Origin of the sequence: Nocardioides sp. ChNu-153 (assembly GCF_030466625.1) — a bacterium.
Lineage (GTDB): Bacteria > Actinomycetota > Actinomycetes > Propionibacteriales > Nocardioidaceae > Nocardioides.
This window is the reverse complement of sequence record NZ_JADEVT010000007.1, coordinates 26520-47153: the sequence shown is the minus strand read 5'-3', so window position 1 is coordinate 47153 and position 20634 is coordinate 26520. Positions and strand designations below refer to the sequence as shown.

The window sequence follows — 20634 nt, the reverse complement described above, 5'->3', positions numbered from 1 at the left end:
CGGGCGACGTCGCGCCGTACCCGGACGGGTCACATCCGGCGCTCGCCCGCCCGGACGGCCTCGCGGATGCGGGTGTAGGTCCCGCAGCGGCAGATGTTGCGGATGCCGTCGAGGTCCGCGTCGCTGATGGCCCGTCCCTCGCGCTGCACCTTCCTCACCAGCGCGACCGCGGCCATGATCTGCCCGGGCTGGCAGTAGCCGCACTGGGCGACGTCGCGCTCCAGCCACGCCTCCTGCATGGGGTGGAGCTCCGCGCCGACGGTGGCGGGCAGGCCCTCGATGGTGGTGACCTCGTCGTCGGGCCCGAGGTCGCCGACGGGGACGGCGCACGGGTTGAAGGCGCGGCCGTTGACGTGCGACGTGCACGCCTTGCAGACGTTGATGCCGCAGCCGTACTTGGGGCCGACGACGCCCAGCAGGTCGCGCAGGACCCACAGGAGGCGGACGTCGTCCTCGACGTCGACGCTGACGGTCTCGCCGTTGAGGCGGAAGGTCTGACGGGGCACGGGAGGCTCCTCGGGGGCAGTGCCGGTGGGGCGGGCGGGCAGACGGGCGGGTGCGTGGGTCGGGTACGTCGGGGCGACGGGCGGGTCAGTAGGTGAGGCGCAGGCCGTTGGTCGGCGAGGCCGGGACCGGCGGCTCGAACGACTTGGGCTCGAAGGCCAGGTCGTCGAGGTGGTTGACCGGGAAGTGGGTCGGCATCGTGCCCGTGGCCCGAGCGTAGGCGCAGGCGACGGCGGCGAACGTGGCCGCGACCCCGGCCTCGCCCGCGCCGCCCGGCTGCGGGCTGTTCGACGGCATGACGTGCACCTCGACCTCGGGCGGGGTGTTCCACTGCCGCGTGTAGAAGTAGTTGTCCCAGCTGGCCTCGAGGAAGTGGCCATCACGCAGGTGGAGGCTGGAGGTCAGGGCGAGGGCGATGCCGTCGTTGATGCCGCCCTGCATCTGCGCCTCGAGGCCGCGCGGGTTGATCGCCAGGCCGACGTCGATGGCGAAGACCACCTTGGTGACGCGGGGGCCGGTGACCGCGTCGCGGACCTGGCGGCCCACGGTGGCCGGGCGGCAGTCGATCTCGACGAGGCAGGCCGACGCGCCCTTGTACTCCTTGTGGATGGCGATGCCCTGGGCGGTGCCCGGCTCCATCGCCCGCCCCCAGCGCCCGGCCTGCGCGACCCGGTCGAGCACGGCGGTCACGCGGGCGTTGCGGGAGAAGGCCCGGCGGAACTGGTAGGGGTCGCGGCGCATGTCGGCCGCCAGCCGGTCGACGACGAGCTCGGAGGCGGCGCGCACGTCGGGCGAGTAGATGTTGCGCATGCTGCCGGTGTTGAACCGGCCGTCGGACTCGGTGAGCGTCTGCAGAACCGCGCCGAAGTTGTAGGGCATCTCCTGGGTCAAGGTGAAGACGGTCTCGGCGAAGCCCAGGTTGCCCAGGCCCGCCGGCAGGTCGGCGGCGAAGCCCGTGATGGCCTCGCCCAGGCCGTGGCGGAAGTCCGTCTCGACGCTGGCGTGCGACTGCTGGAAGGCGACGACCTGGCCGCCCACGTGGGCGGCGCGGATCTTCGAGGTGCACATGGGGTGGGTGCGCCCGGCGCGCGCGTCGTCGGCGCGGTGCCACATCAGCTTCACGGGCACGCCCATCGCCTTGCTGATGAGCGCGGCCTCCATGGCGCCGTCGAAGAACAGGCGGCGGCCGAACGACCCGCCGCTCTGCGTGACGTTGACCCGCACCTTGGACACCGGCAGGCCGATGGCGGCGGCGATCTGCTCCTGGGCGATGACCGGGGACTTCAGTCCCGACCAGATCTCGGCCTCGTCGGCCCGCACGTCGGCGATGGCCGAGTTGGTGTCCATCGCCGAGTTGCTGCGGAAGTAGAACGTGACGTCGGCGTTGACGGTGCGCAGCAGCGGCAGGCTGGGCAGCGACGGCAGGGGCAGCTGGTCGCGCTGCAGGCGGGCGAGGACGGTCTCGTCGGACTCGCCCGTGACGGTGCCCGGGTCCCAGTCCGCGCGCACCGCGCGCACGGCGTCGATGCACTGCCCGAACGTGCGGGCGCGCACGGCGACGCCGAAGTCCATGAGCGCGACGTGGGTGACGCCCGGCATCCGCTCCACCTCGGCCACGTTGTGCACCCGCAGGGCGCGGCCGTTGAGATTCGGGGCGCGGCAGACCATGGTCGGCAGCGCGTCCGGCACCTGCAGGTCGGTGGTGAACTGCTTGCGGCCCGTGACGGCATCGAGGGCGTCGATGCGGTTCTGCGGGCGGCCGATCACGGGGTGGGAGGTGCGCTCGGCGAGCTCGACCTCCACGCCGCGGCTCTGGGCAGCGGCAGCCGGGCCGGCCAGCTCGCCGTACGTGACCCGGCGCCCGTCGGGGGCCTCGATGACGCCGCCCAGCTTCACCACCAGCTGGTCGACGGCGTCCCCGAGCTGCACCGACGCCGCCTCCAGGAGCGCGCGCCGGGCGACGGCGGCGGCGACCCGGATGGGGGTGTACGTCGAGATCGTCGTGTTGGAGCCGCCCGTGAGCTGGTTGAGCAGCAGCTCGGGGCGCGCGGGGGCGAGGGTGACCTCGACCTTGTCGACGGGCAGGTCGAGCTCCTCGGCGATGATCATCGCCGTCGACGTCGTGATGCCCTGGCCGACCTCGGCACGGGGCAGGGCGAACGAGGCCGTGCCGTCGGCGTTGATCGTGATGGAGATCAGGTTGCTCGTCGACGCGCCCGCGAGGGTGAGGAAGTCGTTGAGGTCGAGGATCTCCGGTGGCTGCGGCACCGTGGGGATGCCGTCGGCGCTCGCCGGGGCGGCGCCCACACCGAGCGGAGCCGCGGCCACCAGCGTCGAGCCGCTGAGCACGAAGCCCAGGAACGTCCGGCGGCGCACGCCGTCACCCCCGGCGCTGGTCCCCTCCCCTGCTGCCTCCCCTGCTGCGTCGTGCGTCTGGTCGGTCGTCGGTCGAGCCACTGCGTCCTCCGGAGTGTCAGCCGGCCGAGGCCGGTGCGGTCACTCCCTCCCGCCGCCAACGCTCGCATCCCGAGCGGTCGGTCCCAACCCGGGCGCGCCCACGATGTGACGCCGATCACTGGGCAGTCTGCACACCGGCACTCCCCGGAGAGCGGCCTCAGCGAGGGCCGCCCCCCACGACCAGGCCGGTCCTGAGTACGGCGATACAGGACAGGAGTGCCGGTGCCGCCACCAGGAGCACCTCTATGTCGGGCGAGAGGGCCAACGGGAGGAGGACGACCGTCGATCCTCCTGCGACGAGAACGCTCGCCCAGGCCCCCGCCACCAGGAGTCGGTGGGTGCCGCCGCTGCGCAGGTGACCACGCCCCCACGCCACCCAGCCGGCGAGCGCCAGGTGGAGCACCCCCCACACCAGGCCCGCTGCCGCGAGGAACATCCCGGCGAGGACGTTGCCCACCACCGCGTGCGGTCCTGGGAACAGGTACATCTGCAGGCCCCACGCGAGGGCCAGCGCGTCCACACCGGCCGAGACGACGAGCCAGCGCCCCAGCAACCGGGCCCGGGCGAGGAGGAGGACCCGCGCCGCGCGATCCGAGGAAGGGGGCGTCCGGGCCGAGGTCACGGGTCGAACGGTCCTCCTCGACCGCCCCGTCGGCCATGAGCACGGATGCTCAGCGACGCCTCAGCCCGCGCCCCCGAGCCGGTACGCCGCGAGCGCGAGCGACAGCTCGACCGGGGGCGTCGCCGCGCCCACCCGGCCGCCCGTGACCTGCCGGACGCGGCGCAGCCGGTTGAGCACCGTGTTGCGGTGGCACGGCAGCGCCTGCGCGGTGGCGGTCGTCGACCCGCCGAGGCGCACCCACGCCTCGAGCGTCTCCACCAGCGCCCGGCCCTCGTCCCCGGGCAGGTCGAGCAGCGGGCCGAGCCAGTGCTCCACCAGGCGGGCGGCGATGTCGGGCGAGGCCAGCACGAGCGCGTCGGGCAGGGCGTCGTCGAACGCCACCGTCGGCACGCCGCGGCTGGCGGCGATGCGCTGCGCCGCCAGCGCGTGGCGGAAGGCCTCCTCCACCTGGGCGAACCCGACGGCCACCCCCGAGGTGCCCACCGGGCCGCCCACCAGCGCGCGCAGGCCCGCCGAGAGGTCGGGGGCGACGAGCGAGCCGGCCTCGACGAGGCCCACGAGGCCGACGGCGCGCCGTACCCAGCTCGAGCGGTAGCCCGCCGCCCGCAGGTTCGCCTCCGCGCTGCGCGCCGCGGCCGACGGGGTGTCGCCGTGGGCGACCACGACGACGCACGGGGCGCCCGGGTGGAGGTCGAGCAGGCGACCCGCCTCGGCGGCGAACACGGGGTCGGTGCCGCGCCCGGCGAGCAGGTCCTCCCACAGGGCGGTACGGCGCTGCTCGTGCGCGCGCAGCGCCCCGGCCTCGGTCTCGTGGTACGCCGCCGCGACAGCCGCCGACGTGCGGTCCACGACCGCCCACAGCGACGTGCCGATCTCCCGCACGTCGTGGGCGTCGAGGGTGTCGCCGGCGTGGTCGAGGAGGTCCTCCCAGATCAGCCGCCCGCCCATGCGGAACGAGCGCAGCACGTCGTCGAGCGGCAGGCCCTGCTCGGCGCGCCGGTGCCCGGTGGCGCGGGCCGCGTCGTACCGGTCGGGGCCCCCGGCGCGCGCCGGGTCGAGCTCGGCCTCCAGCAGCTCGAGCACGCGGGCGACGTTGTCGAGGCAGGAGCGCCGCAGGTCGTCGTCGGCGAGGACGGGCACGTCGGCGTACCCCGCGTTCTCGGCCCGGATGACGGCGAGCAGGGCCTCGGCGAGCACGCCGACCCGCTGAGCGCGGTGACGCTCGAGGAACGTCGCGGTCGTCGCGCGCACGAGCGGCTCCCGCCGGCCGGCCCCCGACCCGCCCTCAGGCCCCCCGCTCGGCCAGGCGGGCCAGCAGGAGCGTCTCGGCGAGCAGCACCCGCTCGAACTCCGCGAGGTGCAGGCCCTCGTTCGGTCCGTGGGCGCGGGTGTCGGGGTCCTCGACGCCGGTGACGAGGACGGTGGCGTCGGGGAACGCCTCGAGGAACTCCGCGATGAACGGGATCGAGCCGCCGACCCCCATGTCGACGGGCACCGTGCCGTCCCACGCCTCGGCGAACGCGGCGCGGGCGACGTCGTACACCGGCCCGGTCGCGTCGATCTGCGTCGCCTCGCCGGTGTCGACGACGGTGACGGAGAGCTGCGCGCCCCACGGCACGTGCGCCTCGAGGTGGGCGCGCAGGGCGGCCAGCGCGCTCTCGGCCGTGTCGCCGGGGGCGATGCGCATCGAGAGCTTCGCGCGGGCGGCCGGGACGAGGGTGTTCGAGGCGCCGTCGACCTTCGGGGCGTCGAGGCCGGTGACGCTGAGGGACGGCTTGGTCCACAGCCGCTCGACCGCGGACCCGGTGCCGACGAACGCGACGCCGTCGGCGACTCCCGACTCGGCGCGCAGCCGCTCCTCGGGGTAGTCGACGTCGGCGGCCGGGCCGGCGTGCAGGCCGGCGACGGCCACGTCGCCGGCGTCGTCGTGGAGGGTGGCGAGCAGGCGCGCCAGCGTCGTGATCGCGTCGGGGACGAGGCCGCCCCACATGCCGGAGTGCACCGCGTGCGTCAGCGTGCGCACCTCGACGTCGACGCGCACGAGCCCGCGCAGGCTCGTGGTGAGGGCGGGCACGCCGATGTCCCAGTTGGTCGAGTCGGCGATGACGATGACGTCGGCCCGCAGCGTCTCGGCGTGCTCGGCGAGCAGGGCCGGGAGCGTGTCGGAGCCGACCTCCTCCTCGCCCTCGACGAACACCGTCACGCCGACGCCCAGGTCGTCGCCGAGCGCACGCAGGGCGCCGAGGTGGGCCACGACGCCGGCCTTGTCGTCGGCCGCGCCGCGACCGAAGAGGCGCCGGCCACCGGGCGAGTCGGCCTCGGTGGCCTCGAAGGGCGGCGTCGCCCAGTCGGCGTGGTCGCCCTCGGGCTGCACGTCGTGGTGGGCGTAGAGCAGCACCGTGGGCGCGCCCGCGGGCGCGGGGCGGGTCGCGATGACGGCGGGGGCCCCGCCCTCGGCGCTGACGATGCGGGTGTCGAGACCCTCGGCCTCCAGGAGCGCGGCCACGGCCTCGGCGCTGCGCCGTACCTCGCCCGCCCGGGCCGGGTCGGCGCTCACCGACTCGATGCGCACCAGCGCCTCGAGGTCACGGCGCACGCCGGGCAGCACGGCGGCCACCCGGCCGCGGAGGTCGTCGGTGGTGAGGTCAGCCATGCGTCCGACCCTAGCCAGGGGCGCACGCGGTGTCGGGCTGGCCCGACACCGGACCGTCCGGCTCACCGGCTGCCGGGCGGGACGGCGTTTCCCTAGCGTCGTCGTCATGACCCAGACTCTCGACGTGCCCCTCGCCGTACCGCCCGACGCCGCCCTCCCCGGGGCGTCGGCACCCGCGGGGCCGATGGGTCCGGCGGGTGGCGCGGCTGAGCCCCGCCGCGGCCTGGCCGCCCGGCTGGCCGCCGAGACCGGGTACGCCGTGTCCGCCCTGCCGCTCGCGGTCGTCACGTTCACGCTCGTGCTGGCCGGCGTCGTCGTCGGCGTCTCCCTGTCGTGGCTCGTCGTCGGGCTGCCCGTCCTGGCCGGCGCCGTGCTGCTGGCCCGGGGGCTCGCCCACGTCGAGCGGGTGCGGATGCGCACGGCGCTCAGTCGCCGGGCCCCCTCCCCGACCTACGCCCGGGCGCGGGAGGACGCCGGGTGGCTGCGGCGGGTGCTGACCGTGCTCCGCGACCCGCAGTCGTGGCTCGACGTGACGTGGGCGCTGGTCTCGTCGGTCACCGCCGTGGCGCTCGCCGCCGTCACGGTCGGCTGGTGGGCCGCCACGATCGGCGGGCTGACCTACGGGTTCTGGCAGCGCTGGCTCCCCGACACCGAGGGCGACACGCTCGCCGAGCTGCTGGGGATGGGTGCGGGCCGCGGGCCCGAGATCGTGCTCACCACCGTGCTGGGCGTCGTCGCCCTGCTGCTGCTGCCGTGGGTCGTGCGCATCGCCGTGGCCGCCCACGCCGGGCTCGCCGAGGTGCTGCTGTCGAGCCGCGCCAGCCTCCAGGCCGAGGTACGCCGCGCGACCGGCGGGCGCGACGCCGCCCGCGACGCCGAGGCGCGCTCCCTGCGCCGCCTCGAGCGCGACATCCACGACGGCCCCCAGCAGCGGCTCGTGCGCCTCGCCATGGACCTCGGCCGCGCGCGCCACCAGCTCGACCAGGACCCGGAGCGGGCCCGCGACGCCCTCGACGCGGCGTACCAGCAGGCGCGAGACGCGATCGACGAGCTGCGGGCCCTCTCCCGGGGCATCGCGCCGCCGCTGCTCATGGACCGGGGCCTCGGCCCCGCGCTGGAGGAGCTCGTCGCCCGCGCCGAGGAGCACGTCGACCTCGTCGTCGAGCCCGCGCTGGCCCACGGCCTGCCGCCGCACGTCGAGACCGCCGTCTACTTCGTGGTGGCCGAGCAGATGACGAACGTCGCGAAGCACAGCGGCGCCGGCGTGGTCGCCGTCGACGTGCTCACGGTGCCGACCGCCGACGGCGAGGCCGTCCGGGTGCAGGTCGCGGACGACGGCGTCGGCGGCGCGCACCTCGGCAAGGGCTCCTGCCTGGCCGGGCTCGAGCAGCGCGTGCGGGGCCTCGGCGGCACCCTGGTGCTGGACTCGCCCGCGGGCGGCCCGACGATCCTGCGGGTGGAGGTGCCGCTGCGTGGGTGACCCGACCGGGCGCGGCGGCCTGCGGGTCGTCGTCGCCGACGACTCCGTGCTGCTGCGCGAGGGACTGCAGCTGATCCTCGCCGACGCGGGCCACACCGTGGTCGCGACCGCGGGCGACGGCCCGGGCCTCGTCGCCGCCGTGCTCGCGCACTCCCCCGACCTCGCCCTCGTCGACGTCCGCATGCCCCCGTCCCACACCGACGAGGGGCTGCGGGCCGCGGTCGAGGTGCGCCGGCAGCGTCCGGACGCTCGGATCCTCGTGCTCAGCCAGTACGTCGAGGTGTCCTACGCCGACGAGCTGCTGGCCGCCGGCGAGGGCGGCGTGGGCTACCTGCTCAAGGACCGGGTGAGCGAGCTCGGCTCGTTCCTCGACGCGCTGCGCACCGTCGCCGCCGGCGGCACCGTGCTCGACCCGCTCGTCGTCGGCCAGCTGATGCGCCGGCGCCGCGACCCGCTCGCGGCGCTCACCCCGCGCGAGCGGGAGGTGCTCGCGGCGATGGCCGAGGGCCTCTCGAACGCCGCGGTCGCCGAGCGCCTGGGCGTCAGCGAGGGCGGGGTGGAGAAGCACACGCAACGGATCTTCGCCAAGCTCGACCTGCACGCCGACGACGGCCAGCACCGGCGGGTCAAGGCCGTGCTGGCGTTCCTGCGCTGAGCAGGTTCAGCGGTACGCCGCGGGGTCGGCGCCCAGCGCCGCGACCTGCTCGACGAACCAGGGGCTGAGCGCCCACGGCGTGCGCTCGACGGTCGCCCACACGTCCTCGACGCGGGCCCACGCGTGCTCGGCCACCTCGTCCGGGTCGGGGCGCAGCACGTCGTCGGTGCGCGCGACGAAGACGGGACAGATCTCGTTCTCCACGACGCCGCTCGCGTCGACGGCGCGGTAGCGGAAGTCGGGCAGCAGGCTGCGCACGTCGTGCACGTCGACGCCGAGCTCGCGCCGCCCGTAGCGGCGCACCGCCTCGGTCATCTCCTCGCCCGGCCGCGGGTGGCCGCAGTAGGAGTTCGTCCACACGCCCGGCCACGTGCGCTTGACCAGCGCCCGCCGCGTCATCAGCAGGCGGCCGTCGCGGTCGATCAGGTGGCAGGAGAAGGCCAGGTGCAGCGGCGTGTCCGGCCCGTGCACACCGACGCGGGGCGCCGTGCCGCGGGGCGTGCCGTCGTCGTCGACGAGGACGACGAGGTCCTCCTCGGCCGGATCGGCGGCGGAGGTGGACGACGCGGGGACGGGCGCAGGGACGGGCGCAGGGACGGGCGCAGGCACCCCGCCATCGAACCAGGCGCACCCAGCCCGGTCCGTCGCATGCGGGCGAGGACGCGGGGGTACCGGCCATCGTGGAACCGTCCCCGCGCCCCAGCCCCCGCCTCGTCGCGGGAGCCGCGGCGGCCCTGCCCGTGCTGTCGGCCGGGCGCTTCGCCGTCCGTCTCGCCCACGGCTGCCTGATCGCCGGACGACGCCGCAGCCGGCGCCTCGCACCCCTCCCGCTACCACCCGTCCCGCAGACTGCCAGGGCGGGCGCACCGGACCGGTGGTCGGGGCAGGTGACCCGCCACCCGGCCGCGTCCGCGCCACGGTGAGGACGAGAGGAGAGCGATGAGCGCCTGGTTGCAGGGACCGCGGCGGGGGACGGTGCCCCGTCCCCACCTGCAGTACGACGAGGTGGCCGACGCGAGCGCGTCGCTCGTCATCTCCTCCTACTCCTCCTCCTTCGGCCTGGCGTCCCGCCTGCTCGCCGAGCCGGTGCGCAGCGACGTCCGCAACGTCTACGCCCTCGTGCGCGTGGCCGACGAGATCGTCGACGCCCCCCGCCCGGACCAGGACGCCGACCAGCAGCGCGCCGCCCTCGACACCCTCGAGGAGGAGCTGCACACCGCGCTCGCCTCGGGCGCGAGCAGCAACCTCGTGGTCCACGCGTTCGCCCGCTCCGCGCGCCGCTGCGGCATCGACGCGTCGCTGACCACCCCGTTCTTCGCCTCGATGCGCACCGACCTCGACCGCACCGAGCACGACGAGGCCAGCCTGGCCGTCTACGTCCACGGCTCCGCCGAGGTCGTGGGCCTCATGTGCCTGCGGGCCTTCCTGGCCGAGGACCCGCACCGCCTGGCCCGGTACGACGACCTCGCCCCCGGCGCGCAGCGGCTCGGCGCGGCCTTCCAGAAGATCAACTTCCTGCGCGACCTGGGCGAGGACAACGACGACCTCGGCCGGCGCTACCTCGTGGGTCTCGACCCCGACCGCCCGACCGACGCCGACCGCGACCGGTGGCTCGACGACATCGACGCCGACCTGGCCGCCGCCGCGGCCGTCGTGCCGGCCCTGCCCCGCAGCAGCCGCGTCGCGGTGTGCACCGCCCACGACCTGTTCGCCGAGCTGTCGGCCCGCCTGCGTCGCACCCCCGCCGCGGCGCTGCGCCACCAGCGCGTGCGCGTCCCCGCGCCCGTGAAGGCCCGGCTCGCCGCGGCCGCCGTGGTGCGCGCCGGGCGCCCCCGCACGCCCGTGACCCCCGCCGTCGCCTCGTGAGCGCCGCCCCCCGCCGCGTCGTCGTCGTGGGCGGCGGCGTCGCCGGTCTCGCGACCGCCGCGCTGCTGGCCGCCGACGGCCACGACGTCGAGCTCGTGGAGAAGAACGCCGAGCTCGGCGGCCGCGCCGGCTCGTGGGAGGCCGACGGCTTCCGCTTCGACACCGGCCCCTCCTGGTGGCTCATGCCCGAGGTGTTCGACCACTTCTTCCGCCTGCTGGGCACCACGACCGAGGAGCAGCTCGACCTCGTGCGCCTCGACCCGGGCTACCGCGTCTTCTTCGAGGGCGAGACCGCCAGCGTCGACGTCGCCGCCGACGAGGAGCGGAACCGCGCGATCTTCGAGGGCATCGAGGAGGGCGCCGGCGACGAGCTGGCGGCGTACCTCGCCACGGCCCGCGAGACCTACGAGATGGCCGTGGAGCGGTTCCTCTACACGAGCTTCGACACCCCGGGCGCGTACGCCGCACCTGCCGTGCTCGCCCACGGTCCGCGACTCGCCGGGCTGCTGACGCGCAGCCTGCAGAGCCACGTCGCCTCCCGGTTCTCCGACCGCCGGCTGCAGCAGGTGCTCGGCTACCCCGCCGTGTTCCTCGGCTCGTCGCCCGAGCGCACCCCCGCGATGTACCACCTCATGAGCTGGCTCGACCTGGCCGACGGCGTGCGCTACCCCGACGGCGGGTTCACCCGGTTCGTCGAGGTGCTCGCCCGGCTCGCCCGCGAGCGCGGCGCGCGCCTGCGCACGGGGGCGACCGTGACGCAGGTGCTGACCGCGCCCCGGCGTACCGGCTCACCCCTCGACCGACGCCGGGCCGAGGTGACCGGGGTGCGGCTGCGCGACGCCGACGGCGAGGAGCACGTGCTGCCCGCCGACGTGGTCGTCAGCGCGACCGACCTGCACCACGTCGAGACCACGCTGCTGCCGCGCGACCTGCAGACGTTCCCGCAGGCGTTCTGGGACAAGGCGGTCTCGGGGCCGGGCGCGGTGCTCGTCTACCTCGGCGTGCGCGGCGAGCTGCCCGAGCTCGCCCACCACTCCCTGTTCTTCACCGAGGACTGGAAGAGCAACTTCGACGCGATCTTCGAGCAGCCGACGCGGGTGCCGACGCCGGCCTCGATCTACGTCTGCAAGCCGTCGGCGACCGACGACGCGGTGGCGCCCGAGGGGCACGAGAACGTGTTCGTCCTCGTGCCCGTGCCGCCGGACCCGGGGCTCGGGCGTGGCGGCCTCGACGGGGCGGGCGACCCGGAGATCGAGGCGACCGCGGACCGGGCGATCGCCCTGGTCGCGGAGTGGGCGGGCGTGCCCGACCTCGCCGAGCGGGTCGTCGTGCGGCGCACCGTCGGCCCGGCGGACTTCGTCGCCGACGTCAACGCGTGGTCCGGCGGCGCGCTGGGCCCCGCCCACACGCTGCGCCAGAGCGCGTTCTTCCGGGCGGGCAACCGCTCGCGCAAGGTGGAGGGGCTCTACTACGCCGGCCACAGCACGGTGCCGGGCATCGGTCTGCCGATGTGCGTCATCAGCGCCGAGCTGGTGCTCAAGCGCCTGCGCGGCGACCGCTCCGTCGGGCGCTCGCCCGAGCCCGGACCGGCGCCCGAGCATGCGCCCGCGCCCCGTGTCGACGACCGGGTCTGAGGCCCGCTGACCGATGGGCACGACCAGCGGGTCGGGTGGTGACCGCGCCGACGAGGCCTACGCCCACTGGTCACGCCTGCACGGGGGTCTCGACCCGCGCGGCTCGTGGTGGGTCTCGCGGTGGGTGCGCCTGACCCACGCCTGCGCGCGCCCGCTGGCCCGCCGCGGCGTGCACCCCGACGTCGTGACGCTGGCCGGGGTGCTGCTGACCGCGACGGTGCCCGCGCTGGCCGCCCTCGGCGCCGCGTGGCCGCTCGTCGCGGTGGTCCCCCTGGTCGGGGCGGCCGTGCTCGACGGCGTCGACGGGGCGCTGGCCGCGCAGACCGGCACCGACTCCGCGTGGGGCCGCGTGCTCGACGCGGTCGCCGACCGGTGCGCCGACCTGCTGCTGCTCGCGAGCCTGGGGGTGCTCGGCGCGCCGTGGTGGCTCGTCGCCGCGGTGGCGGGCCTGACGCTCCTGCTCGAGTACGCGCGGGCGGGGGCCCAGGCCGCGGGCATGACCGGGCCGGGGGCGGTCACCGTCTGGGAGCGGCCCTCACGGGTGCTCGTCGCCGCGTTCACCGCCGCCTCGTGCGCCGCCGCGTGGGCGGCGCGGGCGGCGGGCGTCGACGTGCTGCCGGACGTCGACGGTGCGGTGCTGGCGACGACCGGCGCGGTCGCCGGGCTGGGCCTGGCGCTCGTCGGCACCGCCCACGTGCTGCGCGCCGCGCGCTCCGCGCTGAGGTGACGCGGCTCAGCGTCGCGGCGGACCCACGAGCCCGGCCACGATCCGGGCCGAGAGCACGACGAGCGGAAGCCCGCCGCCCGGGTGCGACGAGCCCCCGACGAGGAACAGCCCCGGCACCGGCGAGGCGTTCGCCGGGCGCAGGAACGCGGCGCGCGCGCCGTTCGACGACGTGCCGTAGATGGAGCCCCCGGGCGTGAGCGTGCGGCGCTCGAGGTCGGCGGGGCTCAGCACCGTGCGGTGCCGCAGCGTCCGTCGTACGTCGGTCCCCCGCTCGGCGAGCAGGTCGAGCACCGCGTCCGCCCGGGCGTCGGCGAGCCCCGGCGCGTCCCAGTCGTTGCCGCGCCCCGGGTCGTGCGGCGGGGCGTTGACGAGCACGAACCAGGCGCTGGTGCCGGGCTCCGGCACGACGGTCGGGTCGTCGGGCGCGGCCACGTAGACGGTCGGCCGGTCGACGGGCCGCGGGCGCCCGCGCCGGCCGAAGACGGCGTCGAACTCGGCGTCGTAGTCCTCGGTGAAGAAGACCTGGTGGTGCGGGGTGCCGGCGGGCGGGTCCTCCACGCCGAGGAGCAGCGCGAGGCCGGACAGCGACGGGGTGGTGCGCCGTACCCGGGTCGCGGCGCGCCGCGCCGTCGCGCCGCGCACGAGGCGCTCGTAGACCTGGCGGGCGTCCGCGTTCGCGACCACGACGTCGGCCGGACGGCGGGTGCCGTCGGCGAGCACGACGCCGTCCGCGCGACCGCCCGCGCCCGTCGTCACCTCCACGACCTCGGCGCCCGTCTCGACCTCACCGCCGAGCGCGACGAGGCGCTCGACGAGGGCCGTGGCGATGCGCCCGAGACCGCCGGGGACGTACCACGAGCCCCACGCCTGCTCCGCCCACGGCACCGAGGCGAGCGCGGCCGGCGCGCGGCGCGGGTCGGAGCCGGTGTACGTCGCGTACCGGTCGAGCAGCACCACCAGCCGCGGGTCGTGCAGGTAGCGACGCCCCAGCCCGCGCAGCGACGCCCACGGCGCCACCGTGGTGACGTGGGAGAGCCGGCGCGAGAGTCGCACCATGTCCCCGACCCCGATCGGCGACTCGAGGAACGGCTCGTGGGTGACGTCCCAGATCCGGCGGGCGCGGTCGAGGAAGGCCGACCACTGGGCGCCGCGCCCGGGCCCCAGGGCCGCGTCGAGCGCGTCCGGCACCGCGGCGACGTCGCCGGGCAGGTCGAGCACCGTGCCGTCGGGGAACGTGTAGCGGCACGCCACGTCGAGCCGCTCGAGCGGCAGCACGTCGCGCAGCGGCGCCCCCGTGGCGGCGAACAGCTCCTCCAGCACGTGCGGCATGGTCAGCAGCGACGGGCCGGTGTCGAAGACGAACCCGTCGGCCTCGAGCACGCCGAGCTTGCCGCCGACCGCGGGCGCCTGCTCGAGCACGGTCACCCGGTGGCCGAGCGCCTGCAGCCGGACGGCCGCGGCGAGCCCGCCCACACCGGCGCCGACCACGACGACGCGGCTGCTCGGGCCCGTCCCCGCGCCGGTCACGCCGGCACCTCCACGGGGCGGCCCTTCCACCGCAGCAGGCCGCGCCGGCGGCCGACGACCGAGTCGGCGGTGAGGGCGCCGAACGCGACGACGGAGGCCGGGTGCGCGAGGGCGTCCGCGACCCTCCCGCCGGTACGACGCGCGACGAGCGCCCGGGAGGCGACGCCCGCGGCGTACCCGACGAGGCCCGCGCGCGAGCCGCGCAGCGCCGCCACCGGCGGCACGACGTAGGCGAGGGCGAACAGGGCCGTGACGGCCCCCGCCCCGGCGGGCGAGCCGAACGCCGCCCACAGCGACTTGCGGTAGCCGGCGCGCACGGCGGGCCACCCGTCGTACATCCGGCAGGTGGCGACCGCGCTGCCCTCGGCGACGACGCCGCGACCCCCGGCGCGCTTGACGGCGCGCAGGAGGCCGATGTCCTCGAGCACGTCGCCGCGCACCGCGCCGTGGCCGCCGGACCGGGCGTAGGCGCCGGTGTCGACGGCGAGGAGCTGGCCGTTGGCGGCCGCCAGGGAGGGGCGCGGCGACGTCTCCGCGAGGCCGAGGGGCAGGGTGCTCATCCACGACCACTGCAGCAGCGGCTGCACGAGCCGCTCGCCGACCCCGCCGACCTCCTGGCGCGGGTAGGGGCAGACGAGGTCGAGGCCGGTCGTGCGCAGCAGCGCGACGGTCGCGACGAGGGCGTGCGGCGCGAGGCGCACGTCGGCGTCGACGAAGACGAGGACGGCGGCGTCGGCCGCGGCGCGGGCCAGCTGGTGGCAGGCCCACGGCTTGCCCAGCCAGCCGGGCGGGGTGGGCTCGCCGGCGAGCACCTCGAGGCGGGGGTCTCCCGCGGCGAGACGGTCGAGGACGGCGCGGGTGCCGTCGGTGGAGCCGTCGTCGAGCACGAGCACCCGCACCGGGCCGGGCCAGCGGTCGGCCGCCGCGCGCACCGCGACGAGGCAGGAGGCGACGGCGTCGACCTCGTCGCGCACGGGCAGCAGCACGGCGAGCGGATCGGGGGCGACCGTGGCGTCCGGGTCGGGGGCGCGCAGGCGGCGGAGGTTGTCGAGGGTGAGGCCGAGCGAGGCCACTGCGATCCCGGCGCCGACACGGACGAGGACGCGGCCCGCACGGGCACGCCGTACCGCTCGGGGGCCCGTCACGACGTACGTCCCGTCACGACGGCTGGCCCTGGGGCTCGACGACGGGCCGGCCGGCCCGCAGCTCGCGCACGACACCGACGGCGAGGGGCACGGCGACGAGACCCATGACGATCCCGCCGACGAGCGCGACCGGGGGCCGGCCGAAGAAGGCGAGGTGGGCGAGGACGGACGAGGAGTAGGTCCACAGGTAGACCACGACCGGCACGGCGTCGTCGCGCAGGGGCGCCCGGGCCTCCTGCCGGCCGGGCACCAGTCGGTCGAGCAGCGCGACCATGAGCAGGGAGACGAGCAGCCACCCCGCGAAGTTGGTGAGCGGGATGCCCGTGACGCCGGGCAGCGTCGGGTGCGGGTCGGCCCACACCCAGTGGCCCGCGTCGACCATCTGCGGGTCGAGGAACACGTCCCACGCGGTGAGCGCCAGGGCCCCGACGAGCGCGGTGGCGACCGGGCCGCGGTGCCCGGCGAGGCGGCGGGCCACGACGAGCGCGGGCCACGCCATCATCACCCAGGCCAGGGGCACGAGGGCGGGAACGTCGAGCACCTCGAGCCCGAGGGTGCCCGTGTACTCGTAGGCCCCGAACGGGTAGCCCGTGCGCGTGCCGACCGCCTCGGCGATAAGGCCGCCGCCGCCCGCCACGACCAGCAGCGTGGCCGCCGTGCCCGGCCCGCGGGTCGCCGCGGCGTGCGTGAGCGAGGCCGACGCGAGCAGGAGCACGCTCGCGGTGGTCAGCAGGAGCGTCCCGCCGTCGGTGAACGGGAACGCCATCTGCACCAGGACCGTCGCGCCGGCCAGCACCCAGGCGGCCCGGGTCAGCAGCGGGGTCTGCGGGGTCGGCGAGGTGCTCGTCACGGGGTCCTCCCGTCGTAGGTGCCCACGACATCGTGCACGGCGAGCCGGGCGAAGAGCTCCTCGGCGTACCAGCGGGCGGGTTCGGTACGGCGGACCGCGGCGCGGTGGGCCGCCGACCCGTGGGCGAAGCGGGTGAGGGCCTCGGTGGAGTCCCACAGCGAGAAGGTGCCCTGCAGCCCGATCGGGGTCTCGCCCACGCCGAGCGCCAGCCGCAGGCCGGGGGTACCGGTGAGGTCGGCGACGACGGGCGGCACGGCGCGCCAGAACGACGGGGCGCGCGTGGGCCGCAGGCGGGCGCGGGTGATGGAGGCGACGGGCGCACCGGGCGCGTCCACGGTGGCGGGCCCGTCGTCCGAGGTCGCGAAGGGGCCGGCACCGAAGGGCTCGACCCCCGACCACCGCCCGCGCGAGGCGAGCGGGGTCATCGTCACCCGCAGCTCCTCGTGGCTGGCGTCGCGCCACGACCGCAGCGTCCGCGCCCGTGCGCCCGCGGCGGCGGCGTCCGCGTCCTCCCAGACGGTCAGCAGGGCCCAGTGCCGCGGGTCGGCGTCGCGCGGGGTGAAGGTGCGGGCGGAGCCGGTGCCGAGGAGCTTCGCGAACCGCAGGCCGGGCAGGCGTCGTACGGCGCGGGGGCCCACCGCCATGCGCCCCAGCGCGGGCAGCACCGCATCGACGCCCCACACGCGCAGCTCGACGACGGGGCTCACGCGAGCGCCTCGCGCCCGCCGCGCACGCGCAGGTCGAGGGCGCGGGTCGCGGTCCAGCCGAGCAGCACGAACACGTGCAGCACGTAGAGCCACAGGCCCACCGCGACCACGCCGCCGACGACGCCGAGCCCGCCGAACGGGATCCCGACGTCGACGGGCAGCGCGAGGAAGAGCTGGAAGCCGTGGAGGAAACCGGCCAGGAACGACCCGGTGCCGAGCGCCCCGGCTACCGCGACCCACGCCAGCGGCCGCTCGGGCATGACGACGACGAAGACCCACGCGAGCAGCACGGCGAGCACCAGCCAGACGGCCACGAAGCCCACCACGATCCGCACGACGCGGTCCACCGGGCCTCCTCCGCCACCCTCGGGCGCCAGCGGCACCAGTGCGTCCCCGGTTGCCAGGAACCCCCAGGCCAGCACCGGCAGCGCGAGGAGGGACGGCATGAGCGCGAGGCGCGCCCGCCAGCCGGTGAGGCGGTCGTCGTGCGGGGCGAGCTCGAGGGCCGCGCGCCGCAGGCCCTCGCCGTAGAACGAGGCGGGGAACAGCACGACGAGCGCGCCCAGCAGGCCCAGGTGGGTGGCTGCCTCGACGAGGGCGTCGTACGACGGACGCGCCCCCATGTCGGGCGGCACCAGCACGCGGAGCTCCAGCAGGCGGTCCTGCGCCGCGCCCGCGCCCGCGGTCCACGACGACGTCCACAGCGCGAGCAGCAGCCACGGCACGACGGCGATGCCGGCGAAGTAGGTGAGCGTCGCCGCGGCGGCCGACAGGTCACGGCCCTCCAGGAGACGGCGGGTGCCCCGCAGCAGGCCCTGGGCCTCGGCCACCCCGCTGCTCCAGACGCTCATCCCACCCCTGCTCCCGACCTCCACGACACCCGCAACAATGACGACATGGGCCAACTGACGTACGCCGCGATGCTCGTGTTCGTCCTCGTGGTCACCCTGCCACTGGAGCTGGTGCTGCGCACGCGGGTGTACGCGCGGGTGGTGCGGCTGGCGCTGACCCTGCTGTGCGTCGCCGTGCCGTTCGCGCTCTGGGACGTGGCGGCGGTGCACGCCGGGCACTGGGAGTTCGACCTCGCGCAGACCCTCGGTGTGGAGATCGGGCCCCTGCCGCTCGAGGAGTGGGCGTTCTTCCTGGTGGTGCCGCTGGCGTCGGTGCTCACCATCGAGGCGGTGCGCAGCATGCGTCCCGGCTGGCGCATCGGCGACGAGCGGGAGGAGCGGGCATGACGCACACCGAGGCCTCGCTGCTGGGCATCGCCGTCACCGTCGTGCTGGACCTGTGGGTGCTGCGCACCCGGCTGCTGACGCGCAGGGCGTACTGGGCGTCGTACGCCATCGTGCTGTTCTTCCAGCTGCTGACGAACGAGTACCTGACCTCCCGCGGCGTCTTCGTGTACGACGAGGACGCCATCCTCGGCTGGCGCATCGGCCACGCCCCCGTCGAGGACTTCCTCTTCGGCTACTCGCTGGTGACGCTGTCGCTGGTGTTCTGGGTGTGGTGGGGCCGCCGCGGCGTGCAGCCCGAGCCCGGCCCCGGCCCGATCCCCGCCGTCACCCGCCTGCTCGACCGCACCCGCCGCGACTGACTCGCCCCGGCCCCTGGTGGTCGAGCCGCGCGACCGTGCTCCGGTGGTTGAGGTGGCTCGCTCTAGCGAGCCCTCGAAACCACCCAGCCCGGGCCACCCGTGGTTTCGAGGGGTGCTAGCGCACCCACCTCAACCACCGGGCGCCGCGCACCCACCTCAACCACCGATGAGCCGCGCGGCCACCTCAACCACCGGGGCGCAGGCCCTCCAGCAGGTCGAGCGTCGCGGACCACGCCGGCGACGCCGCGTCGATGACGACGAAGTGGTCGCCGTCGACCTCGGTCAGAGTGGCGTCGTCGCCGGCGGCGACGGCGCGCTCGACGTACCGCAGCGACTGCGTGATCGGCACGATCCGGTCGTCCGTGCCGTGGACGCAGCGCACGGGCACGCCGAGCGGGAGGTGCGCGGTCGGGTCGGCCTGCGCGTAGGACTCGGGGTCCGCCGCGGCGTCCCCGCCCATGAGCGCCAGCACGTTCGGACGGGCGGTGGCGTCGTCGAGGGCGCCGGTCAGGTCGAGCACCCCGGCCTGGCTGACCGCGCCGGTCACCGCGACCCGCTCGGGCGCCCACCGCTCGAAGCGGCCGCGCGCGGCGGCCCAGACCGCCAGGTGGCCACCCGCGGAGTGCCCCAGCGTCAGGACGGTCGCGCGCTCGGCGTCGGTGAGGTCGTCGACGTCGGCCAGCGCGTCGATCCCGGCGGCCACGTCGTCCAGGGTCGCCGGGAACCCACCGCCGCCGCCCTCGCCGGAGCCGACGCGGCGGTACTCCAGGTTCCAGGCCGTCCACCCTGCCTCCGCCAGGCCGAGGGCCAGCGGGGCGCCGAGCGTCGCGTCGTACTCGGCCCGCCAGAACCCGCCGTGGATCACCACCACGACGCCCTTGGAGGCCGGACCGTCGGCCCGGCCGTCGACCGTCGTGCCGGGCGCGGGGCGGTAGAGGTCGGCGTACTGCGCGGGGTCGTCGCCGTAGGCCACCCGGCGCGGGGTCAGCACGTCGCTGCCCGGGATCGGCGTCGCGTCGTCCGGCGGCGGCTCGTCCGCCGCGCCGGGCAGGCCGTCGTCGGCGCACCCGGCGAGCCCCGCCAGCCCGAGCGCCGCCCCGACCGTGCCGAGCGACCCCGCCAGCACGCCCCGCCGCGACACCCGCGCCGCTCGTTCAGTCCCACCTGCCCTGCCTCCCACGCTTGGCCTCCGATCGTCGCGTCTTCGCCGCCAGGCGCCGGCGCTGCGACCCCCGGGTGGGCTTCGTCGCCCGACGCGGAGCGGATGGGGGTGCCGCCGCCTCGCGCAGCAGCGCCAACAGCCGCTCGCGCGCGGCCCGGCGGTTGTCGCGCTGCGCCCGGTGCTCGCTCGCGACCACGACGACGGTGCCTCCGACGAGACGCCCGGCCAGTCGCTCGAGCACCCGTTCACGCAGGTCGTCGGGCAGCGACGCGGCCCGCGCGACGTCGTACGTCAGCTCCACCCGGCTGTCCGTGGTGTTGACGCCCTGCCCGCCGGGGCCCGACGCCCGCGAGAACCGCTCGGCCAGCTCGCGGGCCGGCACCCGCCAGCGGCGGGTCACCTCCAGGTCGTCGTCGAGGTCCATCGCGGGCTCAGCGCAGCGGGAGGTACGGCGACAGGTCGGTGCGCTCGCCGCTCACCGACACGCGGGGCTCGCTGCCCCAGGGGCTCTCGCCGGTCGCGAGGCGCAGCCACGTGTCGGCGTCGGTCTCGACGACGGCCGGCGGCGTGCCGCGGGTGTGGCGGACGCCCTCGACGACCTGCACGGCGGCGTACGGCGGCACGCGCACCTCCACCGACGCCCCGGGCGCACGCTCCTGCAGGAGGGCGAGGTAGTGCTTGACCAGCAGCTTCAGGTCCGCGCGGTCGGCCCCGCCGGAGCGCCACCGCGCGAGGGCGTCGGAGACGGCGGCGGGGTCGGCGGGCACGAGACGACGGGGCACCTGCCCATCGAAGCACGCGCCGCCGACCCCGCCGAACCCGCTCGGGGCGACCCGGAGGGTCAGTTCGGCTCGTTCTCCGGGTTCGGCTTCGCGTTCGGTCCGGCGGTGCCCTCCTGCGCGTGACCGCTCTCGGCCTCCGGGTACCCCGCGGTCGCCTGGTCCGGGATGATCGGCGTGTCGGCCTCGGCCGGGTCCATGGCGCTCACCTCGGACACCTGGCCCTCGCTCTGGGCGTCGTCCTCGGGGCGGTTCTTGCTCTCGCTCAC

General features: G+C 76.3%; 22 protein-coding genes. 7 read left to right on the top strand and 15 right to left on the bottom strand.

Annotated features, from left to right (window positions below):
• Positions 1 to 29: 29 nt before the first annotated feature.
• The 5 genes from INN71_RS10750 to INN71_RS10730 form a co-directional block, all read right to left on the bottom strand.
• Positions 30 to 506: a (2Fe-2S)-binding protein gene (locus INN71_RS10750; protein WP_277498808.1), complete on the bottom strand. Its 477-nt coding sequence runs from the start codon at positions 504 to 506 to the stop codon at positions 30 to 32.
• Positions 507 to 591: 85 nt separating this feature from the next.
• Positions 592 to 2880, bottom strand: coding sequence for a molybdopterin cofactor-binding domain-containing protein (locus INN71_RS10745; protein WP_277498804.1), 2289 nt, complete (start codon positions 2878 to 2880; stop codon positions 592 to 594).
• 238 nt (positions 2881 to 3118) lie between these two features.
• Entirely contained in the window at positions 3119 to 3583 is a 465-nt protein-coding gene (locus INN71_RS10740; protein ID WP_277498802.1) for a hypothetical protein, read from the bottom strand.
• Between the two features lie 60 nt (positions 3584 to 3643).
• Positions 3644 to 4834 (bottom strand): CdaR family transcriptional regulator, encoded by a 1191-nt coding sequence (locus INN71_RS10735; RefSeq protein WP_277498801.1) that lies wholly within the window; start codon positions 4832 to 4834, stop codon positions 3644 to 3646.
• Between the two features lie 34 nt (positions 4835 to 4868).
• Positions 4869 to 6236 (bottom strand): dipeptidase, encoded by a 1368-nt coding sequence (locus INN71_RS10730; protein ID WP_277498799.1) that lies wholly within the window; start codon positions 6234 to 6236, stop codon positions 4869 to 4871.
• Between the two features lie 106 nt (positions 6237 to 6342).
• Here INN71_RS10730 and INN71_RS10725 point away from each other — a divergent pair, with 106 nt between their 5' ends.
• Positions 6343 to 7716: a sensor domain-containing protein gene (locus tag INN71_RS10725; protein ID WP_277498796.1), complete on the top strand. Its 1374-nt coding sequence runs from the start codon at positions 6343 to 6345 to the stop codon at positions 7714 to 7716.
• A 19-nt stretch (positions 7717 to 7735) separates the two neighbouring features.
• Positions 7736 to 8371 carry a response regulator transcription factor gene (locus INN71_RS10720; protein ID WP_277498867.1) on the top strand — a complete coding sequence of 212 codons (636 nt, stop codon included), beginning with the start codon at positions 7736 to 7738 and terminating at the stop codon, positions 8369 to 8371.
• Positions 8372 to 8377: 6 nt separating this feature from the next.
• Here the strand turns inward: INN71_RS10720 and idi are convergent, their stop codons facing one another.
• Positions 8378 to 8980, bottom strand: a complete 603-nt coding sequence (idi, locus tag INN71_RS10715; RefSeq protein WP_277498794.1) for an isopentenyl-diphosphate Delta-isomerase — start codon at positions 8978 to 8980, stop codon at positions 8378 to 8380.
• Between the two features lie 330 nt (positions 8981 to 9310).
• Between idi and INN71_RS10710 the strand changes: the two genes are divergently transcribed.
• The 3 genes from INN71_RS10710 to INN71_RS10700 are packed head-to-tail and all read left to right on the top strand — an operon-like array spanning position 9311 to position 12598.
• Complete coding sequence (locus INN71_RS10710) at positions 9311 to 10237, top strand: squalene/phytoene synthase family protein (protein ID WP_277498793.1); 927 nt, start codon at positions 9311 to 9313, stop codon at positions 10235 to 10237.
• Positions 10234 to 11871 carry a phytoene desaturase family protein gene (gene crtI, locus INN71_RS10705; protein ID WP_277498790.1) on the top strand — a complete coding sequence of 546 codons (1638 nt, stop codon included), beginning with the start codon at positions 10234 to 10236 and terminating at the stop codon, positions 11869 to 11871. The genes INN71_RS10710 and crtI overlap by 4 nt, the downstream gene beginning before the upstream one ends.
• Before the next feature lie 13 nt (positions 11872 to 11884).
• Positions 11885 to 12598, top strand: coding sequence for a CDP-alcohol phosphatidyltransferase family protein (locus tag INN71_RS10700; protein ID WP_277498788.1), 714 nt, complete (start codon positions 11885 to 11887; stop codon positions 12596 to 12598).
• A gap of 6 nt (positions 12599 to 12604) precedes the next feature.
• Here INN71_RS10700 and INN71_RS10695 read toward each other — a convergent pair whose 3' ends face one another.
• Genes INN71_RS10695 through INN71_RS10675 form a run of 5 tightly spaced genes read right to left on the bottom strand, consistent with a single transcriptional unit; the run spans position 12605 to position 17678 of the window.
• Positions 12605 to 14125: an NAD(P)/FAD-dependent oxidoreductase gene (locus tag INN71_RS10695; protein ID WP_277498787.1), complete on the bottom strand. Its 1521-nt coding sequence runs from the start codon at positions 14123 to 14125 to the stop codon at positions 12605 to 12607.
• A complete protein-coding gene (locus INN71_RS10690; protein ID WP_277498786.1) occupies positions 14122 to 15270 on the bottom strand; it encodes a glycosyltransferase family 2 protein in 1149 nt (382 codons plus the stop codon). Before INN71_RS10690 ends, INN71_RS10695 begins: the two co-directional genes overlap by 4 nt.
• 13 nt (positions 15271 to 15283) lie before the next feature.
• Positions 15284 to 16120 (bottom strand): carotenoid biosynthesis protein, encoded by an 837-nt coding sequence (locus INN71_RS10685; protein ID WP_277498785.1) that lies wholly within the window; start codon positions 16118 to 16120, stop codon positions 15284 to 15286.
• Positions 16117 to 16827 carry a hypothetical protein gene (locus INN71_RS10680; protein ID WP_301800291.1) on the bottom strand — a complete coding sequence of 237 codons (711 nt, stop codon included), beginning with the start codon at positions 16825 to 16827 and terminating at the stop codon, positions 16117 to 16119. Before INN71_RS10680 ends, INN71_RS10685 begins: the two co-directional genes overlap by 4 nt.
• Positions 16824 to 17678 (bottom strand): YhjD/YihY/BrkB family envelope integrity protein, encoded by an 855-nt coding sequence (locus tag INN71_RS10675; protein ID WP_277498781.1) that lies wholly within the window; start codon positions 17676 to 17678, stop codon positions 16824 to 16826. Before INN71_RS10675 ends, INN71_RS10680 begins: the two co-directional genes overlap by 4 nt.
• Positions 17679 to 17723: 45 nt before the next feature.
• Between INN71_RS10675 and INN71_RS10670 the strand changes: the two genes are divergently transcribed.
• Entirely contained in the window at positions 17724 to 18065 is a 342-nt protein-coding gene (locus INN71_RS10670; RefSeq protein WP_277498780.1) for a lycopene cyclase domain-containing protein, read from the top strand.
• Positions 18062 to 18424 carry a lycopene cyclase domain-containing protein gene (locus tag INN71_RS10665; RefSeq protein ID WP_277498779.1) on the top strand — a complete coding sequence of 121 codons (363 nt, stop codon included), beginning with the start codon at positions 18062 to 18064 and terminating at the stop codon, positions 18422 to 18424. The genes INN71_RS10670 and INN71_RS10665 overlap by 4 nt, the downstream gene beginning before the upstream one ends.
• Before the next feature lie 184 nt (positions 18425 to 18608).
• On the opposite strand, the gene INN71_RS10660 is transcribed toward INN71_RS10665, so the two are convergent.
• From INN71_RS10660 to INN71_RS10645, 4 genes are read right to left on the bottom strand one after another with little or no spacing between them, the layout of a single operon-like run.
• Positions 18609 to 19565: a S9 family peptidase gene (locus INN71_RS10660; RefSeq protein WP_277498777.1), complete on the bottom strand. Its 957-nt coding sequence runs from the start codon at positions 19563 to 19565 to the stop codon at positions 18609 to 18611.
• 13 nt (positions 19566 to 19578) lie between these two features.
• Entirely contained in the window at positions 19579 to 20010 is a 432-nt protein-coding gene (gene arfB, locus INN71_RS10655; RefSeq protein WP_277498775.1) for an alternative ribosome rescue aminoacyl-tRNA hydrolase ArfB, read from the bottom strand.
• A 7-nt stretch (positions 20011 to 20017) separates the two neighbouring features.
• Positions 20018 to 20368 carry a sterol carrier family protein gene (locus tag INN71_RS10650; protein WP_277498773.1) on the bottom strand — a complete coding sequence of 117 codons (351 nt, stop codon included), beginning with the start codon at positions 20366 to 20368 and terminating at the stop codon, positions 20018 to 20020.
• Positions 20369 to 20427: 59 nt separating this feature from the next.
• Positions 20428 to 20634: a hypothetical protein gene (locus tag INN71_RS10645; RefSeq protein ID WP_277498772.1), complete on the bottom strand. Its 207-nt coding sequence runs from the start codon at positions 20632 to 20634 to the stop codon at positions 20428 to 20430.

What these genes read in the sequence shown, in the direction of transcription:
- INN71_RS10730 (WP_277498799.1), bottom strand. Translation starts at nt 6,236, where the DNA reads ATGGCTGACCTCACCACCGACGACCTCCGCGGCCGGGTGGCCGCCGTG.
- INN71_RS10725 (WP_277498796.1), top strand. Translation starts at nt 6,343, where the DNA reads ATGACCCAGACTCTCGACGTGCCCCTCGCCGTACCGCCCGACGCCGCC.
- INN71_RS10710 (WP_277498793.1), top strand. Translation starts at nt 9,311, where the DNA reads ATGAGCGCCTGGTTGCAGGGACCGCGGCGGGGGACGGTGCCCCGTCCC.
- INN71_RS10700 (WP_277498788.1), top strand. Translation starts at nt 11,885, where the DNA reads ATGGGCACGACCAGCGGGTCGGGTGGTGACCGCGCCGACGAGGCCTAC.
- INN71_RS10675 (WP_277498781.1), bottom strand. Translation starts at nt 17,678, where the DNA reads ATGAGCGTCTGGAGCAGCGGGGTGGCCGAGGCCCAGGGCCTGCTGCGG.
- INN71_RS10670 (WP_277498780.1), top strand. Translation starts at nt 17,724, where the DNA reads ATGGGCCAACTGACGTACGCCGCGATGCTCGTGTTCGTCCTCGTGGTC.
- INN71_RS10665 (WP_277498779.1), top strand. Translation starts at nt 18,062, where the DNA reads ATGACGCACACCGAGGCCTCGCTGCTGGGCATCGCCGTCACCGTCGTG.
- arfB (WP_277498775.1), bottom strand. Translation starts at nt 20,010, where the DNA reads ATGGACCTCGACGACGACCTGGAGGTGACCCGCCGCTGGCGGGTGCCG.